At 62.6% G+C, this 18,957-nt stretch carries 14 protein-coding genes; 3 read left to right on the top strand and 11 right to left on the bottom strand.

Annotated elements, in window-relative coordinates; genetic code table 11:
• Positions 1–37 precede the first annotated feature (37 nt).
• From DWV48_RS01710 to DWV48_RS01680, 7 genes are all read right to left on the bottom strand, one after another.
• On the bottom strand, positions 38–958 hold the full coding sequence (locus DWV48_RS01710; protein ID WP_118652824.1) for a PTS system mannose/fructose/sorbose family transporter subunit IID: 921 nt from the start codon (positions 956–958) through the stop codon (positions 38–40).
• Positions 959–977: 19 nt separating this feature from the next.
• Positions 978–1,793: a PTS mannose/fructose/sorbose transporter subunit IIC gene (locus tag DWV48_RS01705; RefSeq protein WP_118652822.1), complete on the bottom strand. Its 816-nt coding sequence runs from the start codon at positions 1,791–1,793 to the stop codon at positions 978–980.
• A 10-nt stretch (positions 1,794–1,803) separates the two neighbouring features.
• Positions 1,804–2,796, bottom strand: a complete 993-nt coding sequence (locus DWV48_RS01700; RefSeq protein WP_118652820.1) for a PTS sugar transporter subunit IIB — start codon at positions 2,794–2,796, stop codon at positions 1,804–1,806.
• A 465-nt stretch (positions 2,797–3,261) separates the two neighbouring features.
• Positions 3,262–5,187, bottom strand: a complete 1,926-nt coding sequence (locus DWV48_RS01695; protein ID WP_118652818.1) for an ABC transporter ATP-binding protein — start codon at positions 5,185–5,187, stop codon at positions 3,262–3,264.
• A 1-nt stretch (position 5,188) separates the two neighbouring features.
• Positions 5,189–7,033 carry an ABC transporter ATP-binding protein gene (locus DWV48_RS01690; protein ID WP_233546039.1) on the bottom strand — a complete coding sequence of 615 codons (1,845 nt, stop codon included), beginning with the start codon at positions 7,031–7,033 and terminating at the stop codon, positions 5,189–5,191.
• A 283-nt stretch (positions 7,034–7,316) separates the two neighbouring features.
• Positions 7,317–7,697: a CDP-alcohol phosphatidyltransferase gene (locus tag DWV48_RS01685; protein WP_118652816.1), complete on the bottom strand. Its 381-nt coding sequence runs from the start codon at positions 7,695–7,697 to the stop codon at positions 7,317–7,319.
• Between the two features lie 153 nt (positions 7,698–7,850).
• Complete coding sequence (locus DWV48_RS01680; protein WP_118652814.1) at positions 7,851–8,909, bottom strand: YeiH family protein; 1,059 nt, start codon at positions 8,907–8,909, stop codon at positions 7,851–7,853.
• Between the two features lie 249 nt (positions 8,910–9,158).
• Here DWV48_RS01680 and DWV48_RS01675 point away from each other — a divergent pair, with 249 nt between their 5' ends.
• Positions 9,159–10,151, top strand: coding sequence for a LysR family transcriptional regulator (locus DWV48_RS01675; RefSeq protein ID WP_118652812.1), 993 nt, complete (start codon positions 9,159–9,161; stop codon positions 10,149–10,151).
• A gap of 306 nt (positions 10,152–10,457) precedes the next feature.
• Here the strand turns inward: DWV48_RS01675 and DWV48_RS01670 are convergent, their stop codons facing one another.
• Together DWV48_RS01670 and glmS are read right to left on the bottom strand one after the other, a co-directional pair.
• Positions 10,458–14,027 (bottom strand): 5'-nucleotidase C-terminal domain-containing protein, encoded by a 3,570-nt coding sequence (locus tag DWV48_RS01670; RefSeq protein WP_158574791.1) that lies wholly within the window; start codon positions 14,025–14,027, stop codon positions 10,458–10,460.
• A gap of 363 nt (positions 14,028–14,390) precedes the next feature.
• Positions 14,391–16,256 carry a glutamine--fructose-6-phosphate transaminase (isomerizing) gene (gene glmS / locus DWV48_RS01665; RefSeq protein WP_118652808.1) on the bottom strand — a complete coding sequence of 622 codons (1,866 nt, stop codon included), beginning with the start codon at positions 16,254–16,256 and terminating at the stop codon, positions 14,391–14,393.
• 219 nt (positions 16,257–16,475) lie between these two features.
• On the opposite strand from glmS, the gene DWV48_RS01660 reads away from it, so the two are divergent.
• Positions 16,476–17,555, top strand: a complete 1,080-nt coding sequence (locus DWV48_RS01660) for a LacI family DNA-binding transcriptional regulator (protein WP_118652806.1) — start codon at positions 16,476–16,478, stop codon at positions 17,553–17,555.
• Here the strand turns inward: DWV48_RS01660 and DWV48_RS09325 are convergent.
• Positions 17,539–17,928, bottom strand: coding sequence for a class II aldolase/adducin family protein (locus DWV48_RS09325; protein ID WP_233546037.1), 390 nt, complete (start codon positions 17,926–17,928; stop codon positions 17,539–17,541). The genes DWV48_RS01660 and DWV48_RS09325 overlap by 17 nt on opposite strands.
• On the opposite strand from DWV48_RS09325, the gene DWV48_RS09125 reads away from it, so the two are divergent.
• The gene (locus DWV48_RS09125) at positions 17,927–18,205 is read left to right on the top strand and encodes a hypothetical protein (RefSeq protein ID WP_199588852.1); all 279 of its coding nucleotides are present in this window, start codon (positions 17,927–17,929) and stop codon (positions 18,203–18,205) included. The genes DWV48_RS09325 and DWV48_RS09125 overlap by 2 nt on opposite strands.
• On the opposite strand, the gene DWV48_RS01645 is transcribed toward DWV48_RS09125, so the two are convergent.
• Complete coding sequence (locus tag DWV48_RS01645; protein ID WP_118652802.1) at positions 18,202–18,906, bottom strand: FGGY-family carbohydrate kinase; 705 nt, start codon at positions 18,904–18,906, stop codon at positions 18,202–18,204. The genes DWV48_RS09125 and DWV48_RS01645 overlap by 4 nt on opposite strands.
• Between the last annotated feature and the right edge of the window lie 51 nt (positions 18,907–18,957).

Here is an 18,957-nt window from a genome sequence, read left to right as displayed (position 1 = left end):
GTGCAAGCGCGACAAACGCGCTCAGACCCCGGATGTCTTACATGATGCCGGCAAGGCGGGCGATGATGCCGACGGCGAACAGGGCAATGATGATGACGATCGGGGAGACCTTCTTCTTGAGCAGCTGGCAGCACAGGAGCGTGAGGCCCACGGCGGCAAGGCCGGGGATCAGCTGGTCGAGATTGGCCTGGAGCGTGGTCACCTTGGCGACCTCGAGGCCGGTGGGACCGAGCGCCGCGAACTGGCTCAAGGCCTGATGGATGCCCTCAGTACCCGCGGGCAGGCTCGCCCAATCGATGTAGGCGCCGGGGGACTGCTGAACCGTGGAGACGACCGGCGTGAAGGAGATGCTCACCCAGCGCTGCACGAGCGCGCCGATGATGAACATGCCCAGAATGGAGGCACCCTCGGTGATCTTGCCCATAAGACCGCCAGAGAGGTCCTTGGTGATGGAGGTACCAACCTTGTAGCCAAACTCCTGGGTGTACCACAGGAAGGCGATACGGATGATGTTCCACGCGAAGAAGAACAGCAGCGGGCCCATGATGGAGCCGCCCAGAGCGAGGGAAGCGCCAAGGGCACCGAGGATCGGGCGAAGGGTGAACCAGAAGACGGGGTCGCCAACGCCAGCCAGCGGGCCCATCATGCCGACCTTAACGCCCTGGATGGCGGCGTCCTCGACCTGCGCACCGTTGGCGCGGTCCTCCTCAAGGGCGAGGGTGACGCCGATAACGGGAGCGGACACGTACGGATGCGTGTTGTAGAACTCCATGTGACGCTTGAGCGCCGCGATCTGGTCCTCCTTGTTGGAGTAGAGCTTCTTGATCGCGGGGATCATAGCGAAGCACCAGCCGCCGTTCTGCATGCGCTCGTAGTTCCACGAGCCCTGCAGGAACTGATGACGCATGCACACCGACATGCGGTCGGACTTGGAAAGCTGAACCTTGTTCTCTGCCATGATGTACGTCCTCCCTTCCTTACTCGTAATCGTTCAGGATGTCGCCGAGCGGGTCGCCGGTGCCGGCAGAACCGCCGCTGTTCTTGGCCAGGTCCTTGAGGCCGAGGTACAGCAGGGCGAGGGACACGCCGATAACGCCAAGGGCGATGAGCGTGAGCTCGGAAATGGCGGCGAAGACGAAGCCGAGCGCGAAGAACGGCCAGACCTCCTTGGTCGCCATCATGTTGATGACCATGGCGTAACCGACAGCGGCGACCATGCCACCGCCGACGGCCATGCCGCCGGACAGCCATTCGGGCATCATGTTGAGCGCGTCGGTCACAATCTCGGGCGAGACGAAGCACAGGGCCACAGCCGGGATGGCGATGCGGGCACCCTGCATGAGGATGGCCAGGATCTGCCACATCTCAATGCCCTTGAAGTTGCCCTTCTCGGCGGCGGCATCCATGGCGTGAACCAGGGGGATGGCGAGTGTGCGGCAGATCATCGTCAGGAACAGGCCAGCCACGGACAGCGGCACGGCGAGAGCGATAGAGGTGGTGATGGCCGTCTGGGAGTCGGCCGTGCCACCGTCGAGCGCGAGCACCATGATGATGGCGGACGCAACGGAGGCCAGGGCCGCATCGGGCGCGACGGCGGCGCCGACGTTCGCCCAACCGAGGGCGATCATCTGCAGGGAGCCGCCGAGCATGACGCCCTCCTGCAGGTGGCCGGTCACAAGACCGATGAGCGTGCAGGCCACGAGCGGCTGGTGGAACTGGAACTCGTCCAGAATACCCTCCATACCGGCCAGCAGCGCGATGATGGCGATCAAAACGATCGAAAGTGCTGACATATTCCCTCCTTTACTGGGCGGCCAGCTCGGACTTGGCCTTCTTGATCATCGCGTCGAAGGACTCGGCGGAATCTGCCGGGACCTTGCGGATGTCGAAGGAGATGCCACGGGCGGCGAGCGTCTCGAGCGTCTCGACGTCGTCGTTATCCATGGCGATGGCGTTGGTCACGACGACCTTGCCCACGGAGTGGGCCATCGAGCCGAGGTTGACCTCCTTGATGTCCACGCCGCCCTCAACCGCGCGGAGCAGGTCCTGCGGGGTCTCGAACAGAAGCATGGCCTTGGTGGCGCCGAAACGCGGGTCCTTGGCGACCTCGATCATCTTCTGGACCGGGACGACGTGGGCCTTAACTCCGGGAGGCGCGGCCTCCATGATCATGGACTTGCGCAGGTCATCGTGAGAGACGGCGTCGGACACGACGATGATGCGATCGGGGTTGGTCATCTTGGTCCACGTGGTTGCCACCTGACCGTGGAGCAGACGGGTATCGACACGGGCGAGCACGAACTTGATGTGGCCGTCGCCGAGGACCGTGCCCTCGGGGATGGCACCCTGATGGGCGGCCGGCGCCGCGACTGCCGCGGGCTTGGCCTCCACAGGCTCGAGAGACTCAGGCTTGACGCGAACGCCGGCGCGGGCCTCGGAAATGACGTGCTTGGCGATATCGTGGGCCGTCTTGGATGCGTCGAAGCGAGCGGTGTACACCTCGACGAGCATCGGCAGGTTCACGCCGGTCAGGATCGCCCAACTGGGATGGGCGTCGAACAGACCGCTGATCTGGTTGAAGGGCGTGCCGCCCCACAGATCGACGAGGAACAAGACGTCCTCGGGATCGTCGAAGGAAGCGACCGCCTCTTCCACCTTCTGGCGGAAGTCGTCCGGACCCATGCTCGGCATGAGGGAAACCGTGGCGACGTTGGGCTGATCGCCGAAGACCATCGAACCGGTCATCTTCAGACCCTCTGCCAAGTCACCGTGGCTTGCCAAAACGATACTTACCATCACACAACCTCCTCTGTTGATACACGTTTTGAACACAACTTCTGTTATGGTATGCCGCTCGTCCGTAATATTCAACCCTTTGTCGAACAGGGAAAATAATGCATATTCGCAGGTCGAGGGGTTGTTATATAGATTCAGTTTTTCGCCCCACTATTTCAGCACGGTAAGTCCGCAGGTACGCGCCATATACGTGATATGTCGCGGCTTGCACTCGATGCGGCGACTCGCATTTAAACGCCCCCAATCGGGCTTTTTCATTCCGTTGAACGGCGGCAAGCAGGCCGTAAGCGGATTGGGTCACGGCGCACGGCCCGCCCAGGCTCACCACAAGTCGAGGACGGAGCGGTGCGCATCCGCTCGGATGGCCGCGCCCCGGAGCGGAACGGGGCGGCCAGCCCAGGCGGGCGCCAGGCCGGCGCGGCGCGATACGGCGACCGACCGGGCGGCCGTGCGCCCTCACGATCTTTAAGCGAACTGGCTGCGATACAGGTCGGCATACGGCCCGTCCTCGGCGAGTAGCTCCTCATGCGTACCCTGCTCGATGATGGTGCCGGCGCGCATGTGCAGGATGAGATCGGCGTCGACGATCGTGCTCAGGCGATGTGCGATGACGAAGCTCGTCCGCCCATGCATGAGCGTCTCCATGGCTCGGACGATGTCGCGCTCGGTGCGCGTGTCCACGCTCGAGGTCGCCTCGTCCAAGATCAAGATTTTGGGGTCGCACAGAATGACGCGCGCAATGGTGAGCAGCTGGCGCTGGCCCTGGCTGATGTTCTCAGCGTCGTTCTCAACATGCGTATCGTAGCCTTGGGGCATCGTGCGGACAAAGTGGTCCATGCGCGCCATCTCGGCGGCGGCGACGATCTCCTCGCGCGTGGCTTCCGGGCGCCCATAGGCGATATTTTCGGCGATGGTGCCGTCGAACAGCCATGCATCCTGCAGCACCATGCCGAAGTTCCGGCGCAGGTCCGCGCGCGTCATGGCATGGGTGTCCACACCATCAAGCGCGATCTCGCCAGCGCCGATCTCGTAGAAGCGCATGAGCAGGTTGATGAGCGTCGTCTTGCCGGCACCCGTCGCGCCCACGATGGCGATCTTCTGGCCGGGCTTCACATGGAACGTCACATCGCGCATGAGCGGCTTTTCCGGGTCGTAGCCAAAGCGCACGTGCTCAAAGTCCACGCGCCCCTCGACTTCCGCCGGCAGGCTCGCGGCCACATCGGGGGCAGGGTCGGGCTCGACCTCCTCCTCATCGAGGATGTCGAACACGCGCTCGACGCTCGCCAGGGCGTTCTGCAGCGTGTTGATGGTGAACGAGAGCTGCGTGAGCGGCTCGGACACCTGATAGATGTAGTGAAAGAACGCCTGGAACACGCCGATGGTGATCTGACCGCCCACGAGCATGCCCCCCGCGACGATGGCGATGAGCACCTGCGCCAGGCGGATGATGAAACGGATCAGCGGGCTGATGGCGTTGGTCGCGAAGTCGGCCCTGCGGCTGGCGCGGGCGAGCTTATCCGACAACTCGCTCACCTCGGCGGCGCTCAGCTCCTCGCGGTTGAAGCTCTTGATGATGAGGCGGCCCGAGTAGGCCTCCTCGACCGTCGCGGTGAGCTTACCCACGTAGCGCTGGCGCTCCGCAGCGAGCCGCAGCGTCTGCTTTGAGACGTACTGGGTCACCACCGTCGAGAACAGGGCGAACACCAGGAAGATGCCGGTGAGCAGGAGGCTGTAGCGGAACATCATGAACAGCGCGCCGACGATGGTGCCCACGGCGCTCATGAGCTTGAGCAGGCCGGTTTGCAGCACCTCGGACATCTTGTCCAGGTCGTTGGTGGCACGGCTCACGACCTCGCCGGGCTTGTGGCCGTCGTAGAACTTGAGCGGAAGGCGGTTGAGCTTCTCGGCGATGCTTGTGCGCAGAGAGAGGTTGAGCTTCTCGGCGAAGCCCGCCATGACGAAGCACTGAACCGAGTACAGCGCACAGGCACCCGTCCAGATGGCGAAGTAGATGGCGAGTTCACGGCCGCCCGTGTCCCAGCCGACGGTGAACGTGCGGCCCTCGGCGAAGGCGGCCTGAATGCTCGTCCACAGGACGTCGATCACGTGCGCGCTGTACGCGGGGGCGGCGACATGGAAGCCCGTGTAGACGATAATGGCGGCAACCACCACGCCGAAGCGCCAGCGCTCTCCGCGGGCGGCGCCCCAGAGGCGGCGCACGGTGCCCCAGGCGTCCTTCGGCACCCCGAGCCCCTCCTCCGGCGTGCCGGAATTATCGGCCATCGCCTGGGCGTCCTCTATGGCACCCTGCTTGCGCTCGCGCTCGATGCGAGAGTTCTCGGAGAACAGCTCGTCACCGCCATCGTTGCGCTTCTTCTTATTCCACGCCATGCTACTCACCTCCCTTCATCTGGCTATTGGCGATCTCGCGATACACCTCGCAGCTCTCCATGAGCTCCTCGTGCGCGCCCTTGCCCTCGATGCGACCGTCTTTGAGCACGATGATCTGGTCGGCATGCAGGATCGTGTTGATGCGCTGGGCGATGATGAGCACCGCCGCGCCGCGCGTCTCGGGCTTGAGGGCGCGGCGCAGGGCGGCATCGGTCTTGAAGTCGAGCGCCGAGAAGCTGTCGTCGAAGATGTAAAGGTCCGCGTGCTTCATGAGGGCGCGTGCGATGGCGAGGCGCTGGCGCTGACCGCCCGAGAAGTTGGTGCCGCCTTGGGCAACAGGTGCCTCGAGCTTCTCGGCAAGCCCCCAAACGAAGTCGGACTGGGCCACATCGAGAGCGTGGCGCATCTCGGTTTCGCTTGCGCTCTCATTGCCGTAGCGCAGGTTGCTCGCGACCGTGCCGCTAAACAGCCACGCCTTCTGCGGCACGTAGGCGATCCGGTCGCGCAGGTCGCGCTGCGTGAGGTCGCGCACGTCCGTGCCGGCGAAGCGCACAGAGCCCTCCGTTACATCGTGCAGACGCAGGAGCATCTTGGCGATGGTCGACTTGCCCGAGCCCGTCGATCCGATGATGGCCGTTGTTTGGCCGCGACGGCACGCGAAGTCGATGTCGTGGAGCGTGTCCTCATCGGCATCGGCAAAGCGGAACGAGGCGTGGTCAAACTGGGCGACGACGTCGCACGCGCCAGTCGCAGGCGAAGCGGACCGCAGGCCCTCTCCGGGGCACCCGCCGTTCGCGCCCACCTTCGTCGGCAGACCCGAAGCAACGCCCGCGGTGCCCTCTCCTGTCCCTGATATGATCTCGCCGTCAGCTGCGGCAACCCCGTCGACGATGCTCGGCTGCTTGTAGATGACGTCGGAGCAGCGCTGCAGGCACACGATCGCGCGCGGGACCATCAGTGCCACGAACTGGGCCATCATGATGTAGAACATGATGAGCATGGCGTACTCGACCACCGCCGAGATGCTGCCGATCTCCATGGCGTGTGCGCCCACGCGGTTGCCGCCGAGCCACATGAGCAGCACCTCGGCGATGTTCATGAGGCAGAAGCTAAAGCAGTCGACGCCGGCGAAGATCCAGTTGACCTTGATCGCCGCGTTCGCGTAGTCGCTGAACACGCGGCCCATGCGGCCCTCTTCGTGGCGTTCCTTGCCGAAGGCGCGGATGACGCGCACGCCGATGATGTTCTCGCGCAGCACAACGTTCATGCGGTCGATGAAGCCCTGCATCTTCTCGAAGATCGGCGCGGCGCGGCGCACGGCGATAACGGCGAAGACCATGACCACGGTCACCACGGCGAGCATCATGGCGCCCATCTGGGCGTCGATCTTGAATGCCAGGACCGTGCCCATGACGCAGATGATGGGAACCGGCAGCATCGCCTGCGTGGCGAGCATGACCGTCTGCTGGATGACATTGACGTCGTTGAGGGTGCGCGTGATCATCGAGCCCGTGCCGAACTCCTCGAAGTCACTACCCGAAAACGCGAGCGAAGCCTCATACACGGCGTTACGGATGTCGCGGCCCACGTATGAGGCGAGACGGGCACATAGGTAGTTGCCGAGCAGGGCGCCGCCGCTCGCGCAGCAGCACGCCAGCAGCATCTTCAGGCCCTGTCCCAAGATGAAATCGGTGCCCCCGCTCGCGACACCTTGGTTGATCATCCCGGCGAGCATCGTGGGCACGTACAGCGTGCCCGCAACGTCCAACAACAGGGCCGCGAGCGTGGCGGCGACGAGCAATTTGTACGGCCGTACGGTATTCAGCAGCAGCTTCACAACCATCATCCCCCACGCGTCAAACCCCGATGACCGTCAATCGCCCCGCAAGCGATGAACGACTCGCCACCTCGAACGATCCCCGCATCGCTCCGCTCGAACGATCATCAACAATACATGTGCGCTGTATTAGACACCAATCCTATCTTAACGTCACAAGCTTCTCAATCGCACGCCCCCAGCATCGCTCTTAGCAACCCACTTCCTCAAAGGAAAAGCCCCGCTCCCCCATGGGGGAGCGGGGCTGGCGCCCGCACAAGGCGAAAATCGGCTTACGGTCGCTACGTGGAAGTTATTCCTCCGCAGTAGCGACTTCCGTGGCCTCCTCAGCTTCCGCGGCTTCCGCAGCAACGGGCTCCACGCCATCCGGCGTGACCCAGCCCTCCTGAATCGACTCATAGAACGTCGCGCAATCGGTCAAGTCGTGCACGCTCTTGCCATCGAGCCACGGAAGCTCGACCAGCTCCGGCAGGGTGGTCACCAACTCTGAGCAATCCACGAAGCGGCCCTTGTCGTTCAGGCGCTCGCAATCCTGGACGCGCCAGTACCCGTCGGTGTGGGTCACATAGTACTCATGGCCATCGACGTCCATGAATACGCGCGTCTTAGAGCGCAGGTAGGACAAAAGCCCCTCGAAATCCAAGGAGATCTCCTGATCAGCCTTCATTCCCATAGTTGGCTCCTATCTGTCGGGCGCCCGGACCCGACGCCGGGCGCTTGCATAACCGATACCTCCATCTTTCCCACCTTGCGCACGTTTTACGAGCAAAACTTGGTGGACGGCTCTTTTGTTCGAGCAACGGTATGCATACGAGTGACGCCCGACCTACCAAATACCAAGCAGGTGCTGCATGCCCACGCTTACCAGCGTGATGCCAATCCAACAGCACAGACCCATGAAGATGGGCTTGCCGCCCGTCTTGACCAGTTTGACAACGTCGGTGTTGAAGCCAATCGCCGCCATGGCCATGACAATGAAGAACTTGGAAAGAGTCTTGATGGGGGCGGTCACGGCTACCGGCAGGGCGAACACGGTGGTAATGACGCTCGCCAAAACGAAGAAAAGGATGAAGAACGGGAAGATCTTCTTGATGTCGAACGTGCCCGTGGCAGCACCGTCACCCGTACCCGTCTCGGCGGCGCGCTTTGCCTGTCGGACCTGCCAAAAGGCGAGGAACAGCGTAATGGGGATAATCGCGAGCGTGCGCGTGAGCTTGACGATTGTGGCATGGTCGAGCGCGTTGGAGCCGGGGTGCATGCCGTCCCACGCCGTCGCCGCGGCGGTTACCGAGGACGTGTCGTTCACAGCAGTGCCGGCGAACAGGCCAAAGCCCTCGTTGCTCATGCCAAGCATGCCGCCAAGCGTGGGAAAGACCAGCGCGGCGATGATATTGAACAGGAAGATGACGCTGATTGCCTGGGCGATCTCCTCGTCGTCCGCATCGATGACCGGAGCCGTGGCGGCGATAGCGGAACCGCCGCAGATCGACGAGCCCACGCCCACGAGCGTCGATATCTTGCGCGGGATGTTCATGACACGGCACAGGACAAAGGAGATCACGAGCGAGGTCGTAATGGTGGAGACAATGATGGGCAGCGAGCTGGCGCCCACCTTGGCGATCTGCCCCAAATTGAGTCCGAATCCGAGCAAGATGACCGCATACTGGAGAATCTTCTTAGAGGTGTACTTGATGCCCGGGGCGGCGGCTTCCGCGACACCCGAGCGCTTACGCAGCACGTGTCCCATCACCATGCCGATGAGAATGGCGAAGACGGGACCACCGATGACCTCGAATCGCCTCCCCAACAACCAGGCCGGCACCGAGATCGCCAACGTCAGCGCCACCCCGCGCCACAGGTCCTTGAAATCCTTGAAGAGCTCCACGCATCCACCTTTCTCAACCTCAACCGTGAACCTCAATTGAGAGACAAGCTCAATTGAGGGCCGTCCTCACATGGGGGTCACCCCAAATCGAGGTTTACATGTACCGCCGACCGCCCAATCGAGCGTTGAGTCAGCGCATCTACTAACAGAATCATGGTAGGACCTTTGTCTATAATGATTTCTATTCGATTGGTTATAGACTTATTAGGTATTCTTATTCACATCGGCATAGCAGGTGGAAACACGAACATGCTCGACTACCGCACCCATACGTTTCTAGAAGTCTATCGGCAGCGCAGCTTCACGCAGGCCGCGCGTTCCCTCATGATCACGCAGCCGGCCGTCTCCCAACACATAAAGCAGCTCGAATCGCACTATGGGTGCCCGCTGTTCGTGAAAACGGGCCGGGGTATCGAACCCACACCTGCCGCAACCGTGCTGTATCGAAGACTCCTCACCATGGAAAACGACGATGCGCGTCTCGTTGCGGAAGTGGGGCGCCTAACAGCAGCGCCCACGAAGGCCCGTGAGGCGCCTCTCAAGCTGGGATGCACGCGGACCATCGCCGACTTCATGGCCCCGCAGCTCGTGGCAGCCCATCTCGTTCGGCACCCCAACAGCCCCGTCACGCTACGGGCCGGCAACACACGCGACCTTGTGGGCGCCCTCGATCGGGGCGATATCGACTTCGCGCTCGTGGAGGGCTCATTTGACCGCGAGCGCTTTGACTACGAGGTTCTCTCGCACGAGCCGTATATCGCCGTTGCCGGCGGAGCGGACGCCGAAGAAATCGTCACTCGTGGGACGGGCGCCGAAACCGAGGTTGCCGACCCAACAGGCACCGAGCAGGACGCCTCCCGCACGGGGCTCCATGCTCGCGTCGCCCGACCCAGCTCCATTCGTGACCTTCTCGGCGAGCGCCTCATTCTGCGAGAGGCTGGGTCGGGTACGCGCGAGATTCTGGAAAAACACCTGGCGGCGCGCGATCTCGCCGTGACGGATTTTGCGGAGATCGTCGAGCTCGAGAGCATCCCCACCATCAAAGCGTGCGTGCGCGAAGGCACCGGGGTCACGTTCATGTATCGGGTGGCCGTGGAAGAAGAACTCTCTCGAGGGGAGCTCGCGGATATCACGCCCGCCGACTTCTCAATCGAGCACGACTTTTGCCTCATCTGGCAACGGGGCAGCCAATACGCACCACGATATCGAGCCCTCTGCAAAGCGTGGCGCGGCCTGCTGTGAGCCCTTCATGCCGTAGGTGATTCCAAACCGAAGCGCAACAGGTGAAGCTGAAGGGCCTGACCCCGGCGGAGTTCCGTGATCAGGCCCTTCAGAAGGCCTCGTATAGGTCATGTGATTTATCACGTCCAAGTTTTGGAACGTAGTTCACCCCTAGTTCCCACAGGGGTTGAGAACGGCGCGTTCTGTTCTCTTTTTTCGACATTTCACCTGAACGGCTTAAGACGGCGGCGTGCCTCAATACACCGCCAGTCCCACATTGAAGAAAAAGGCGGCTGGCACCGCGCCAACCGCCTGCAACGCTACGTCTTACTTGTCGTCCGGCCTCAAACGAACGCGAGCAAACATGCCCATGGTGGCCATAACGGCTCCAAGAACCCCAAAGATGCCAACAGCGACAACGGAGTCTCCCGTTGCAACAAGACGGTCCCCCGCTTCGGACTGCGGACCCGTTGGGGCGGGGTCCACAACGGGCTGGTCGGCGTCCGCGCCTTCCCCGCTCGCATAGGTCACCGTACCGGAGATGCGCTCCTTCGTCTGCTCCCAGCCATCTTGACCGATGAACGCACGAAGCGCCTCCTCGCACGTGCCGTACTCATGCACGAGCATCGCCTGTCCAAAGGACGGATATGTGCCAGTCGCACCGGGCAGGTAGCTGTTGAGCGCCACCGTGTACACGCGCTCGGAGTCGAGCGGCTGCCCGCCCACCGCGATCTTGACCACACGCTGCCCGTCAGGCTTGCTCCAGTCGACCGTCATCGAGGCGCCGCCCACCGTAAGCACGGAACCCGAGCTCTTGGGCCACTCGTACTGCATGGGGTCCTCGCCCGCCTCCATCGCAGCCACCTGCTTGGCAAGCACGTCGCGACACTCCGCCGAGATCGCGAGCGAGCGTTCGATGGCGTCGAGCACCTGTGCGCCAGTCATCTCGTAGGTCGCCAGCGTGTTCCCGTAAGGCGAAACGCCAAGGATATCCGCAGCCGTGACGTCCCCTGCGGGGATGCCTCCGCGAATGCCACCCACGTTCTCAAACGCGAGGTCCGCCCCAGTCTGGGCGAGATACGCACCCGTGACCACGTGGCCGATGGGCGCGTCCTCCGTGCGCACGAGCTCCCAGCCGCCCGGCAGCGCATCGGTGGCGTACTCGTACGCCTTGCCGCTCTTGCCAATCACCTGTGAGAGCGCGTCTTCGCTCTGGGCAACAAGCTCCGCGGTCAGGCCGTCGATGGCCTCGTTGGGCCGCGCCGCCTCTACGGTGGAAGTTGCCTGGGATGTATGGCCCTTCACGGCAAAGCCCTCGCTCGTAGTGTCCGCAACGCTGATCTCATCGCCCGCGTTCGTTTCGAGGTCGAGCGTCAGCACGCCGATGGAGCCGAAGTACTCCGACGCCGGGCTGGACGCCATCTCGACCACCGCGACGTCGCGGCCGTCGGCGCCCTCGACCGTCTCGTCGATCTTGATGTGCTCATGCCCCGCGATGACCGCGTCCACGCCCTCGGTCGCCGCGGCGAACGCTTTCGGGTCCTCGTTATGCGTGAGCGCCACAACCACGTCGGCACCTGCGGCGCGCAGCTCGGCTGTCGTCTCGTTGGCGGCCTCCGCGCTGTCCGTGAACGAGACGTCCGCCACGTTGGCCGGAGCCGTCGAGCCGTAGAAGTCCTCATCGATAACGCCGAACACGCCCACGGTGACGCTGCGCCCGGTCAGGTTGCCCTCGTCGTCGGTCAGTGCGACCTCACGCAGCAGGTACGGGGACTCGAACAGCGCCGCGCCCGTCTCGGCATCCTCCACGTTGGCGGCGAGCACCGAGAAACCCGCATCGGCGTCGATCTGCGCCAGGCGCGCAGACCCGTAACTCCAATCGTGATTGCCGGGCGTCGTCGCGTCGTAGCCCGCGGCATCCATGAGCTGAGCAATCGCGTCGCCCTCGCTCGAGGTGGCGAACGTAGTGCCGTGGAACGTGTCACCCGCGTCCAGGATGAGGTCGGCGCCCACGTCCTCGGCCAGCGCCGCCACGGCGCCGAACGCGTTGGCCGCCTCGCCGTCCGCGCCCTTCACGCTGTAATGCCCGTGGATGTCGTTGGTGTGCAGGATCTGCATCGATCCGTCGTAGGACAGGTCGGCAGCACTACCAAACACCTTGATCTGGGCATTTCCGTACGTTAACACCCCATTCGCGGTGAAATCCGGGTCGTTGTTGAGTTCAACCGCGTCCTCCCAAACGCCATTGATGGCGAAATAGCTCTCGCCCTCGTTCGCCACAACATCCGCGTAGAAGGGAAACTGTTGCTCATCCAGGTATGCGCGCTCATAGCCGCGCTCAACGGGAATGCCCCACACGGGCACCTCGTCACCCGATCCGTCATCCATCAAGCCGTCAATCGTCTCCACCACCGCATAGCGTTGGCCCTCCTGCACCGGCACCGGCTCGTCAAGGTCAATCGTGTATGCGCCCGCCAGCGGCAGCTCCTCAGTCTGCTCCGCCACCAACGCGCCGTCGTCTGGGTCTTCCGTCTCGTCGCCCAGCAGGTAGATGTCCACATCCGCGCTCGCTCCCGCAACGCCGGCAAAAGCCGTGACGCTCTCGATACGCATGTCCTCCTCGGCGGTGAACACATTGGCGACCGATACCTCACTCGTCGCCAATAGCGGGGCGCCCTGCAGCTCGTTCGTATTCGCGAGGTCGTATTGCTGAATGATGCCGCTCGCATCGGGCTCTGCCTCCGCCGTGATGGCACAGAAGGAGTAAATCGTCTTGTCGTAGTACGAAAGATAGAAGTATCCGCTGCCGTCGAGACCCCATTCGGTATAGGAGCCGGAATCCGGGTCTGCCGACGTACTGCCCCAGCTGTTCTTGACGATCCAGGCGCCGTTGCCGTCGGGCGCGGTGGGGAAGCTCTCGCGCGGGTAATTGTCATCCCAGCCCACCACGGTCACGAAGTGGTTGTACGGCAGGGCGTCGTAGGAGTACTGGCACCAGTTCTTCATGCTGAAGTACGCGGTGTTCTGCGTCTCATCATCCGGGGTGGACGTGTCGGAGTGGTAGGACAACGTGACCGCGCCGCCGTCCATGATCTGGGTCTTGACCGCCTCGGTGGCAGACGGATCGTACTCGCCGAGCACCAGATTGCCATCGGAATCATAGGAGTTTCCATACGGTCCGGGCAGCAGTTGAGCGGACTCGACCGTCGCCACGCGATTCGCGCGGTTCGCGCGCAGAGCCTCGGCGAGTGTCCAGGGCTCCTCCCAGGAGAAGCAGGACATCTGTAATCCCGTGTACTCGTCTATCCATTTGATGAGCGTCTTGTAGTCGTCCTGATAAGGCGCCACCGACTCGGCCGGCAATCCGCCCATCGACATGATCCACGTCGCGGCATCGAGCGCATTGCCGCTCGCATCGAGATAGTCGACTCCCTCGCGAGGAACCGAACCCTCGCCCACCTGAGACGCGGCCCCCAAGAGCGCGAGCGTCTCCACCGGGGTCTCCATACGGCCAAAACCTGCGACGAAGTACTCGGATAGGTCGAGATAGCTCGCAGAAGCAGGGTCGGCCGACCCGTAGCCCTGCATGAGCAGGTTGCTCTCAAGCGCCGAGACAGCACCGAACGCCCAGCAGCTCCCCCAGGGGTTTTGGTTCTTGACGGGCGTCACGTAGGTGGTGCCGTCAACATTGCGCAGGTCGAATGCAGCTGGCAGCGAACCGTTTGCGTACGTCGTCGCGTCGTTGGCGGGCGTCGTGTAGCGCGCACCGATGCCACCGTACGCGCCCGCCGGGGACACAGCATCGAGCTCCACACCAGCCGGCAGATAGAGCGCATCGTGCAGACGCGAGACCGCGTTCGTGCCGTCTGCGTGCGCCGCTATGGGATGCCCGGCCACCGCCAGGACAAATGCAAAAAGCGTTATCGCGGCACGTATCGCGCCACCACGGCTTAGCAGTTCCCGCACGCAAGGACGGCTCGCCCTGTTCGCACCCCTAGCCATACGCCCCCATTCCCAACGATATCTAGATGTGCCTAGGGTAACCGACCTCCCTCTACTTCAAGATCTCAATTTGGGAACAGGCGCTTAATTGAGGTGGCTCGCCTTTTAAAGACACGCGGTAGAAATGTCGAAAAGAACGAGGATGAAGCGCATCATTTTCGACATTTCTACCGCGATAGGTGGTTGCGAGGCTCGCCTTGCAGCATCACCTCAATTTAGTACCTGCCCCCAAATTGAGGTCGCTTGGGCCCCGGGGAGCTACTCCACGGTGACGCTCTTCGCGAGGTTACGGGGCTGGTCGACATCGCATCCGCGCAGGATGGCGACCTCGCGCGCCAAGAGCTGCAGGGGCACCGTGGCGGTGATGGCACTCAGCGCATCCCGCACGGCAGGCACGTAGATGACATGGTCCGCGACCTTGCGAATGTCCTCGTCCCCCACCGTCGCCACGGCGATGATGCGCGCGCCACGTGCCTCGCACTCCTTGAGGTTGCTTACGGTTTTGTCGTACGTGGGGCTCTTGGTGGCAACAGCGATGACCGGGAAACCGGGGTCGATCAGCGCAATGGGCCCGTGCTTCATCTCGCCCGCCGCGTACGCCTCCGCATGCAGGTAGCTGATCTCCTTGAGCTTGAGGGCGCCCTCGTTTGAGATCGCGGCGCCCATGCCGCGGCCCACAAAGAGCGCAGAGTGTGCGTCCTTGCACGCCAAGGCGGCCTCGTGGACGGCCTCCTTCTGCGTGTCGAGTATCCACTGGATCTGCTCGGCGGTGTCGCCCAGCTCGTGGAACAACATGCGCACCTGGGCAGTCGTGAGCTTTCCTTTGACCTGGCCGAGCAGCAGTGCGAGCAGCGTCAAGCTCACCACTTGGCCGATAAAGCTCTTGGTGGAGGCCACCGCGATTTCCTTGTTCGCCTTGGTGTAGATCACGCCGTCGCTCTCGCGGGCCACCGGGCTGCCCACTACGTTGGTGATGCCGAAGACCTTCGCGCCCTTGATGCGCGCGTCGCGAATCGCCGCCAAGGTGTCCGCCGTCTCTCCCGACTGAGACACGGCAACCACCAGCGTCGAAGGCGTGATGATGGGGTTGCGGTACCTAAATTCGCTCGCCGCCTCAACCTCGCAGGGAATGCGCGCCCAGCCCTCGATAAGGTTCTTCGCGATGAGGCCGGCATGATAGCTCGTGCCGCACGCGATCACGTACACGCGATCGATCACGTCGAGCTGCTCGTACGTCAGGCCGAGCTCGTCGATGTCGAGCTCCCCCGTGGGGGCAAGGCGGCCCACCAGCGTGTCGCGCACCACGCGCGGCTGCTCGTAGATCTCCTTCATCATGAAGTCGGGATACCCGCCCTTTTCGGCCATATCGATATCCCAGTCGATATGCGTGACCTCAGGCTCAATGACGTGTCCGCGCTCATCGGTGAACTCGACGCCTTCCGGCGTGAGGCAGGCGAACTGCCCGTCCTCGAGGACCACGACGTCGCGCGTCGCGTCGATAAGGGCGATGACGTCGGAGGCAACATAGCTGCCGCGCTCGCCGCGACCGATGACTATCGGGCTGTCCTTGCGGGCAACCGCGATGACCCCGGGCTCGTCCGCACACACGGCGGCCAGGCCGTAGGCTCCCACCACGCGCGTGCACGCCTCGCGAACCGCCGCGACAAGCGGGCGCGGCTCGGATAGATGGTGCGGATAGGCCTCCTCGATCAAATGCGCAAAGACCTCGGTATCGGTTTCACTCCTAAAGTGATGGCCCTTCGCCGTGAGCTCTTCGCGCAACTCGGCAAAATTCTCGATGATGCCATTGTGGACCACCGCGATTTTGCCATCGCAGCTCACGTGTGGATGAGCGTTTTCCACCGAGGGGCGCCCATGCGTCGCCCAACGTGTGTGACCGATTCCGCAGGTCGCAGCCGCATGACGGGCGACCAGCTCGTCTTCGAGGCCTGCCACCTTGCCCACGCAGCGAACCACATCAATCGTGCGCGACGACTCCCCCGTAGAGCCAAGCTCGAGCGCGACGCCAGCCGAGTCGTAGCCCCGGTACTCAAGGCGCTTGAGGCCCGTGACCAGCACGTCGACGGCGGCCTCGGCTCCGGTATATCCAACAATTCCGCACATGGAAAACCCTTTCGGTCGATTGACGGCAGCCCAAGAGTTTACGGACGAATTGTTACAAGTTGGTAACAATGGTATTTGTTTTTTGGGACCATTTGAGATGACGCGCGCCCCCGATTGAGAAACTCAAATTAGCGCCTGTTCCCGAATTAAGGTTTTGAAGCGATACAATGGATAGGTTTTCCGCATAACCGCGTTCGGCAAGGCGCTTTTGGAGGCCCCATGGCTCGCCATACCACCGTCACCATCAACGACGTCGCCAACGAGGCGGGTGTCGCGCTGGGCACTGTATCGAACGCCTTCAACCATCCGGAGAAGGTGCGCCCCGAAACGCTTAAGCGCATCAACGAGGTCGCGGCAAAACTGGGATACGCGCCCAACCAGAGTGCCCGCATGCTCGCCGGTGGCAAAAATCAGTCGTTCGGCCTCGTGCTGCCCAGCCTTGAGCACGGCATCTCACTGCAAATCGCCAACGGTGCCAACGCCGAGGCCCAAAAGCACGGATACGGCCTGCTCATCGCCAACGCGGACAACGACGATATTCTCTCCGCCCGCTACCTGTCCTACTTTATGGGCACCCAAATGGCAGGCATCCTCGTGCAGCCCATGAGCGTCTACGGCTGGAAGCCCTCCATGGCGACGCCCTCGGTCCCCACCGTCTACCTCGACTTCCACAGTGACGAGCCGGGGTATTTTGTTGGCGCCGACAACCGTGCACAGGGGCGCCTTGTGGCCCAACACGCCATCGAAGCCGGCGCCCATCACGTTGCGGTCTTTGGTAAAGACGAATTTGAAAAGCTCGGCATGCGCATAGCGGGCATCAAAGACCTCATGCACGAGACGACGGGCGTAACGTTCGAGTTCATTGACGAGGGCTCTTGGAACCTGGCACGCGATGGATATTCAATCGGGCGCCGCCTTGCCAAGCGCCCCGCGTCGGAACGGCCCGACTTTGCGATTGCGCTCTCCGACGTGCTCGCCACCGGAGCCATCGCGGGCATCCAGTCCGCCGGGCTCAGCGTGCCCGACAACATCAAGGTTGTGGGTAGTGACGGTAACCCGCTCGCCTGGAGCGGCAACGTTCCGCTCACCACCATCGCTCCCCCCGGGTACGAAATTGGTCGCAAGGGCGTGCAGTACCTCATCGCGCAGATTGAAGACAACCGCAGGGCGGGCAACGCCATGCCCACCGAGAATCATCAGGCTCTGGTGCGGCCATTCCTGCTCGCACGCGCAAGCTCCGGAGAGCACAACGCCACCGACTTCGCCGATCCGGACCTGGATATCAGTGGGTACCTGTAGTCGGGTTAGGCAGGAGCCCGCATGGGCTCCTCCGGCGACGGCGCGAGGGGCGATCGTCTTGGGCCATCGCCCGCACGAACGCAACATCCTGACCGGAGAGCGCGGCAAGCGTGGTCCCGCAGACGTCATTCTCAAAATCATCTTCCGCCGCACGGATCGCACCCTGCATGAAGAAATCGCGGCAGGTATCACGAAGATCCTGGTCGGAAATGCGGTTGAGGAAGTCGTCCGAACCGCCGTTAGCCGCACGGGCCGCGAGGTAGATCTCCGCCGCCTTCTCGATGGTGTGCGCGAGGCCAAAGGTCGTGTCGAAATCCGGACCGGCCGCGAACAGGCCGTGGTGCGCCCACACAATCGCTTCGTAGCTCTTCATGAGCGCGCAGGACGCCTCGGCAATCTCGGACTTGCCGGGCACCATCCGAGAACTTCATGCGCATGTTGGTGTCGCCAAAGGTGAAGATCGGGCCATCCACGTTCTCGCCCTCGGCGGCCACGAACTTGAAGTAGCCGTCACCATCCTGCGTGATACCGAGGAACGTGTTGGTGCCGCGGCCCGGATAGAACTGGGGCAGATAGGCGCCGAGGGCGATGGAGAAGACTCCGACCTTCGCGCGAGTTTCTACGAGCATGTTTTCCTCCTTATTGGTTAGGGCTGCGGATCGATGCGCCTCACGTCGAAGCTGCGGGCAACGCAATCGCGGGCGTCTTGCAAGCTGGCAAATTCCCCGCCGGCGATCATCTGGACGATCAGATTGCCGATACTCGTCCCCTCAATGGGCCCGGCGAAGACCGGCAATCTCGTGGCGTTCGCCGTCATCTGATTGAGGTAATAGTCCTGGCACCCGCCGCCGACGATATTGATCGAGGTGTACTCGTTGCCCGTCAGCTCGCGGAGCCCCTCGACCGCCTTCGCATAGCAGGCGCCCATGCTGCAGTAGATCGTGCGGATGATCTCGCCGATCGTCTCTGGGACAGGCTGGTCGCCATCGGCGCGGGCACGCTTGATCTCGGCAATCATGGAATCGGGCACCAAGAAGCGATCGTCCTGCACATCGACGTAGGCCTCGAACGGCTCTGCTTCGCGGCACAGGTCGCACAGCTCGTCAAAGCCGACCTTGTGGTCGAGCATCGCTTTGCGTGCGGTCTTCCCCTCAACGTAGTCCACGCCGTTAATCTCACGACGGACCGACTGATTCATCCACAAACCCATGATGTTCTTGAGATACCTAAAGCGGAACTCAAAGCCGCCCTCATTGGTGAAATTCTGCTCATAGCTTTCCGCAGTGGTGATGGGCTCGGGATTCTCAACGCCCAGCAAACTCAACGTACCTAAAGAAAGAAATACGCAAATGCGAGGTTAAAATCTGTTACACCAAGTAGAGCTTGTTTTTGACAACACAAC

It is taken from the genome of Collinsella sp. AF08-23 (genome assembly GCF_003479805.1).
In the GTDB taxonomy this organism is placed as follows: domain Bacteria; phylum Actinomycetota; class Coriobacteriia; order Coriobacteriales; family Coriobacteriaceae; genus Collinsella.
This window is presented reverse-complemented; position numbering and strand designations above follow the sequence as displayed.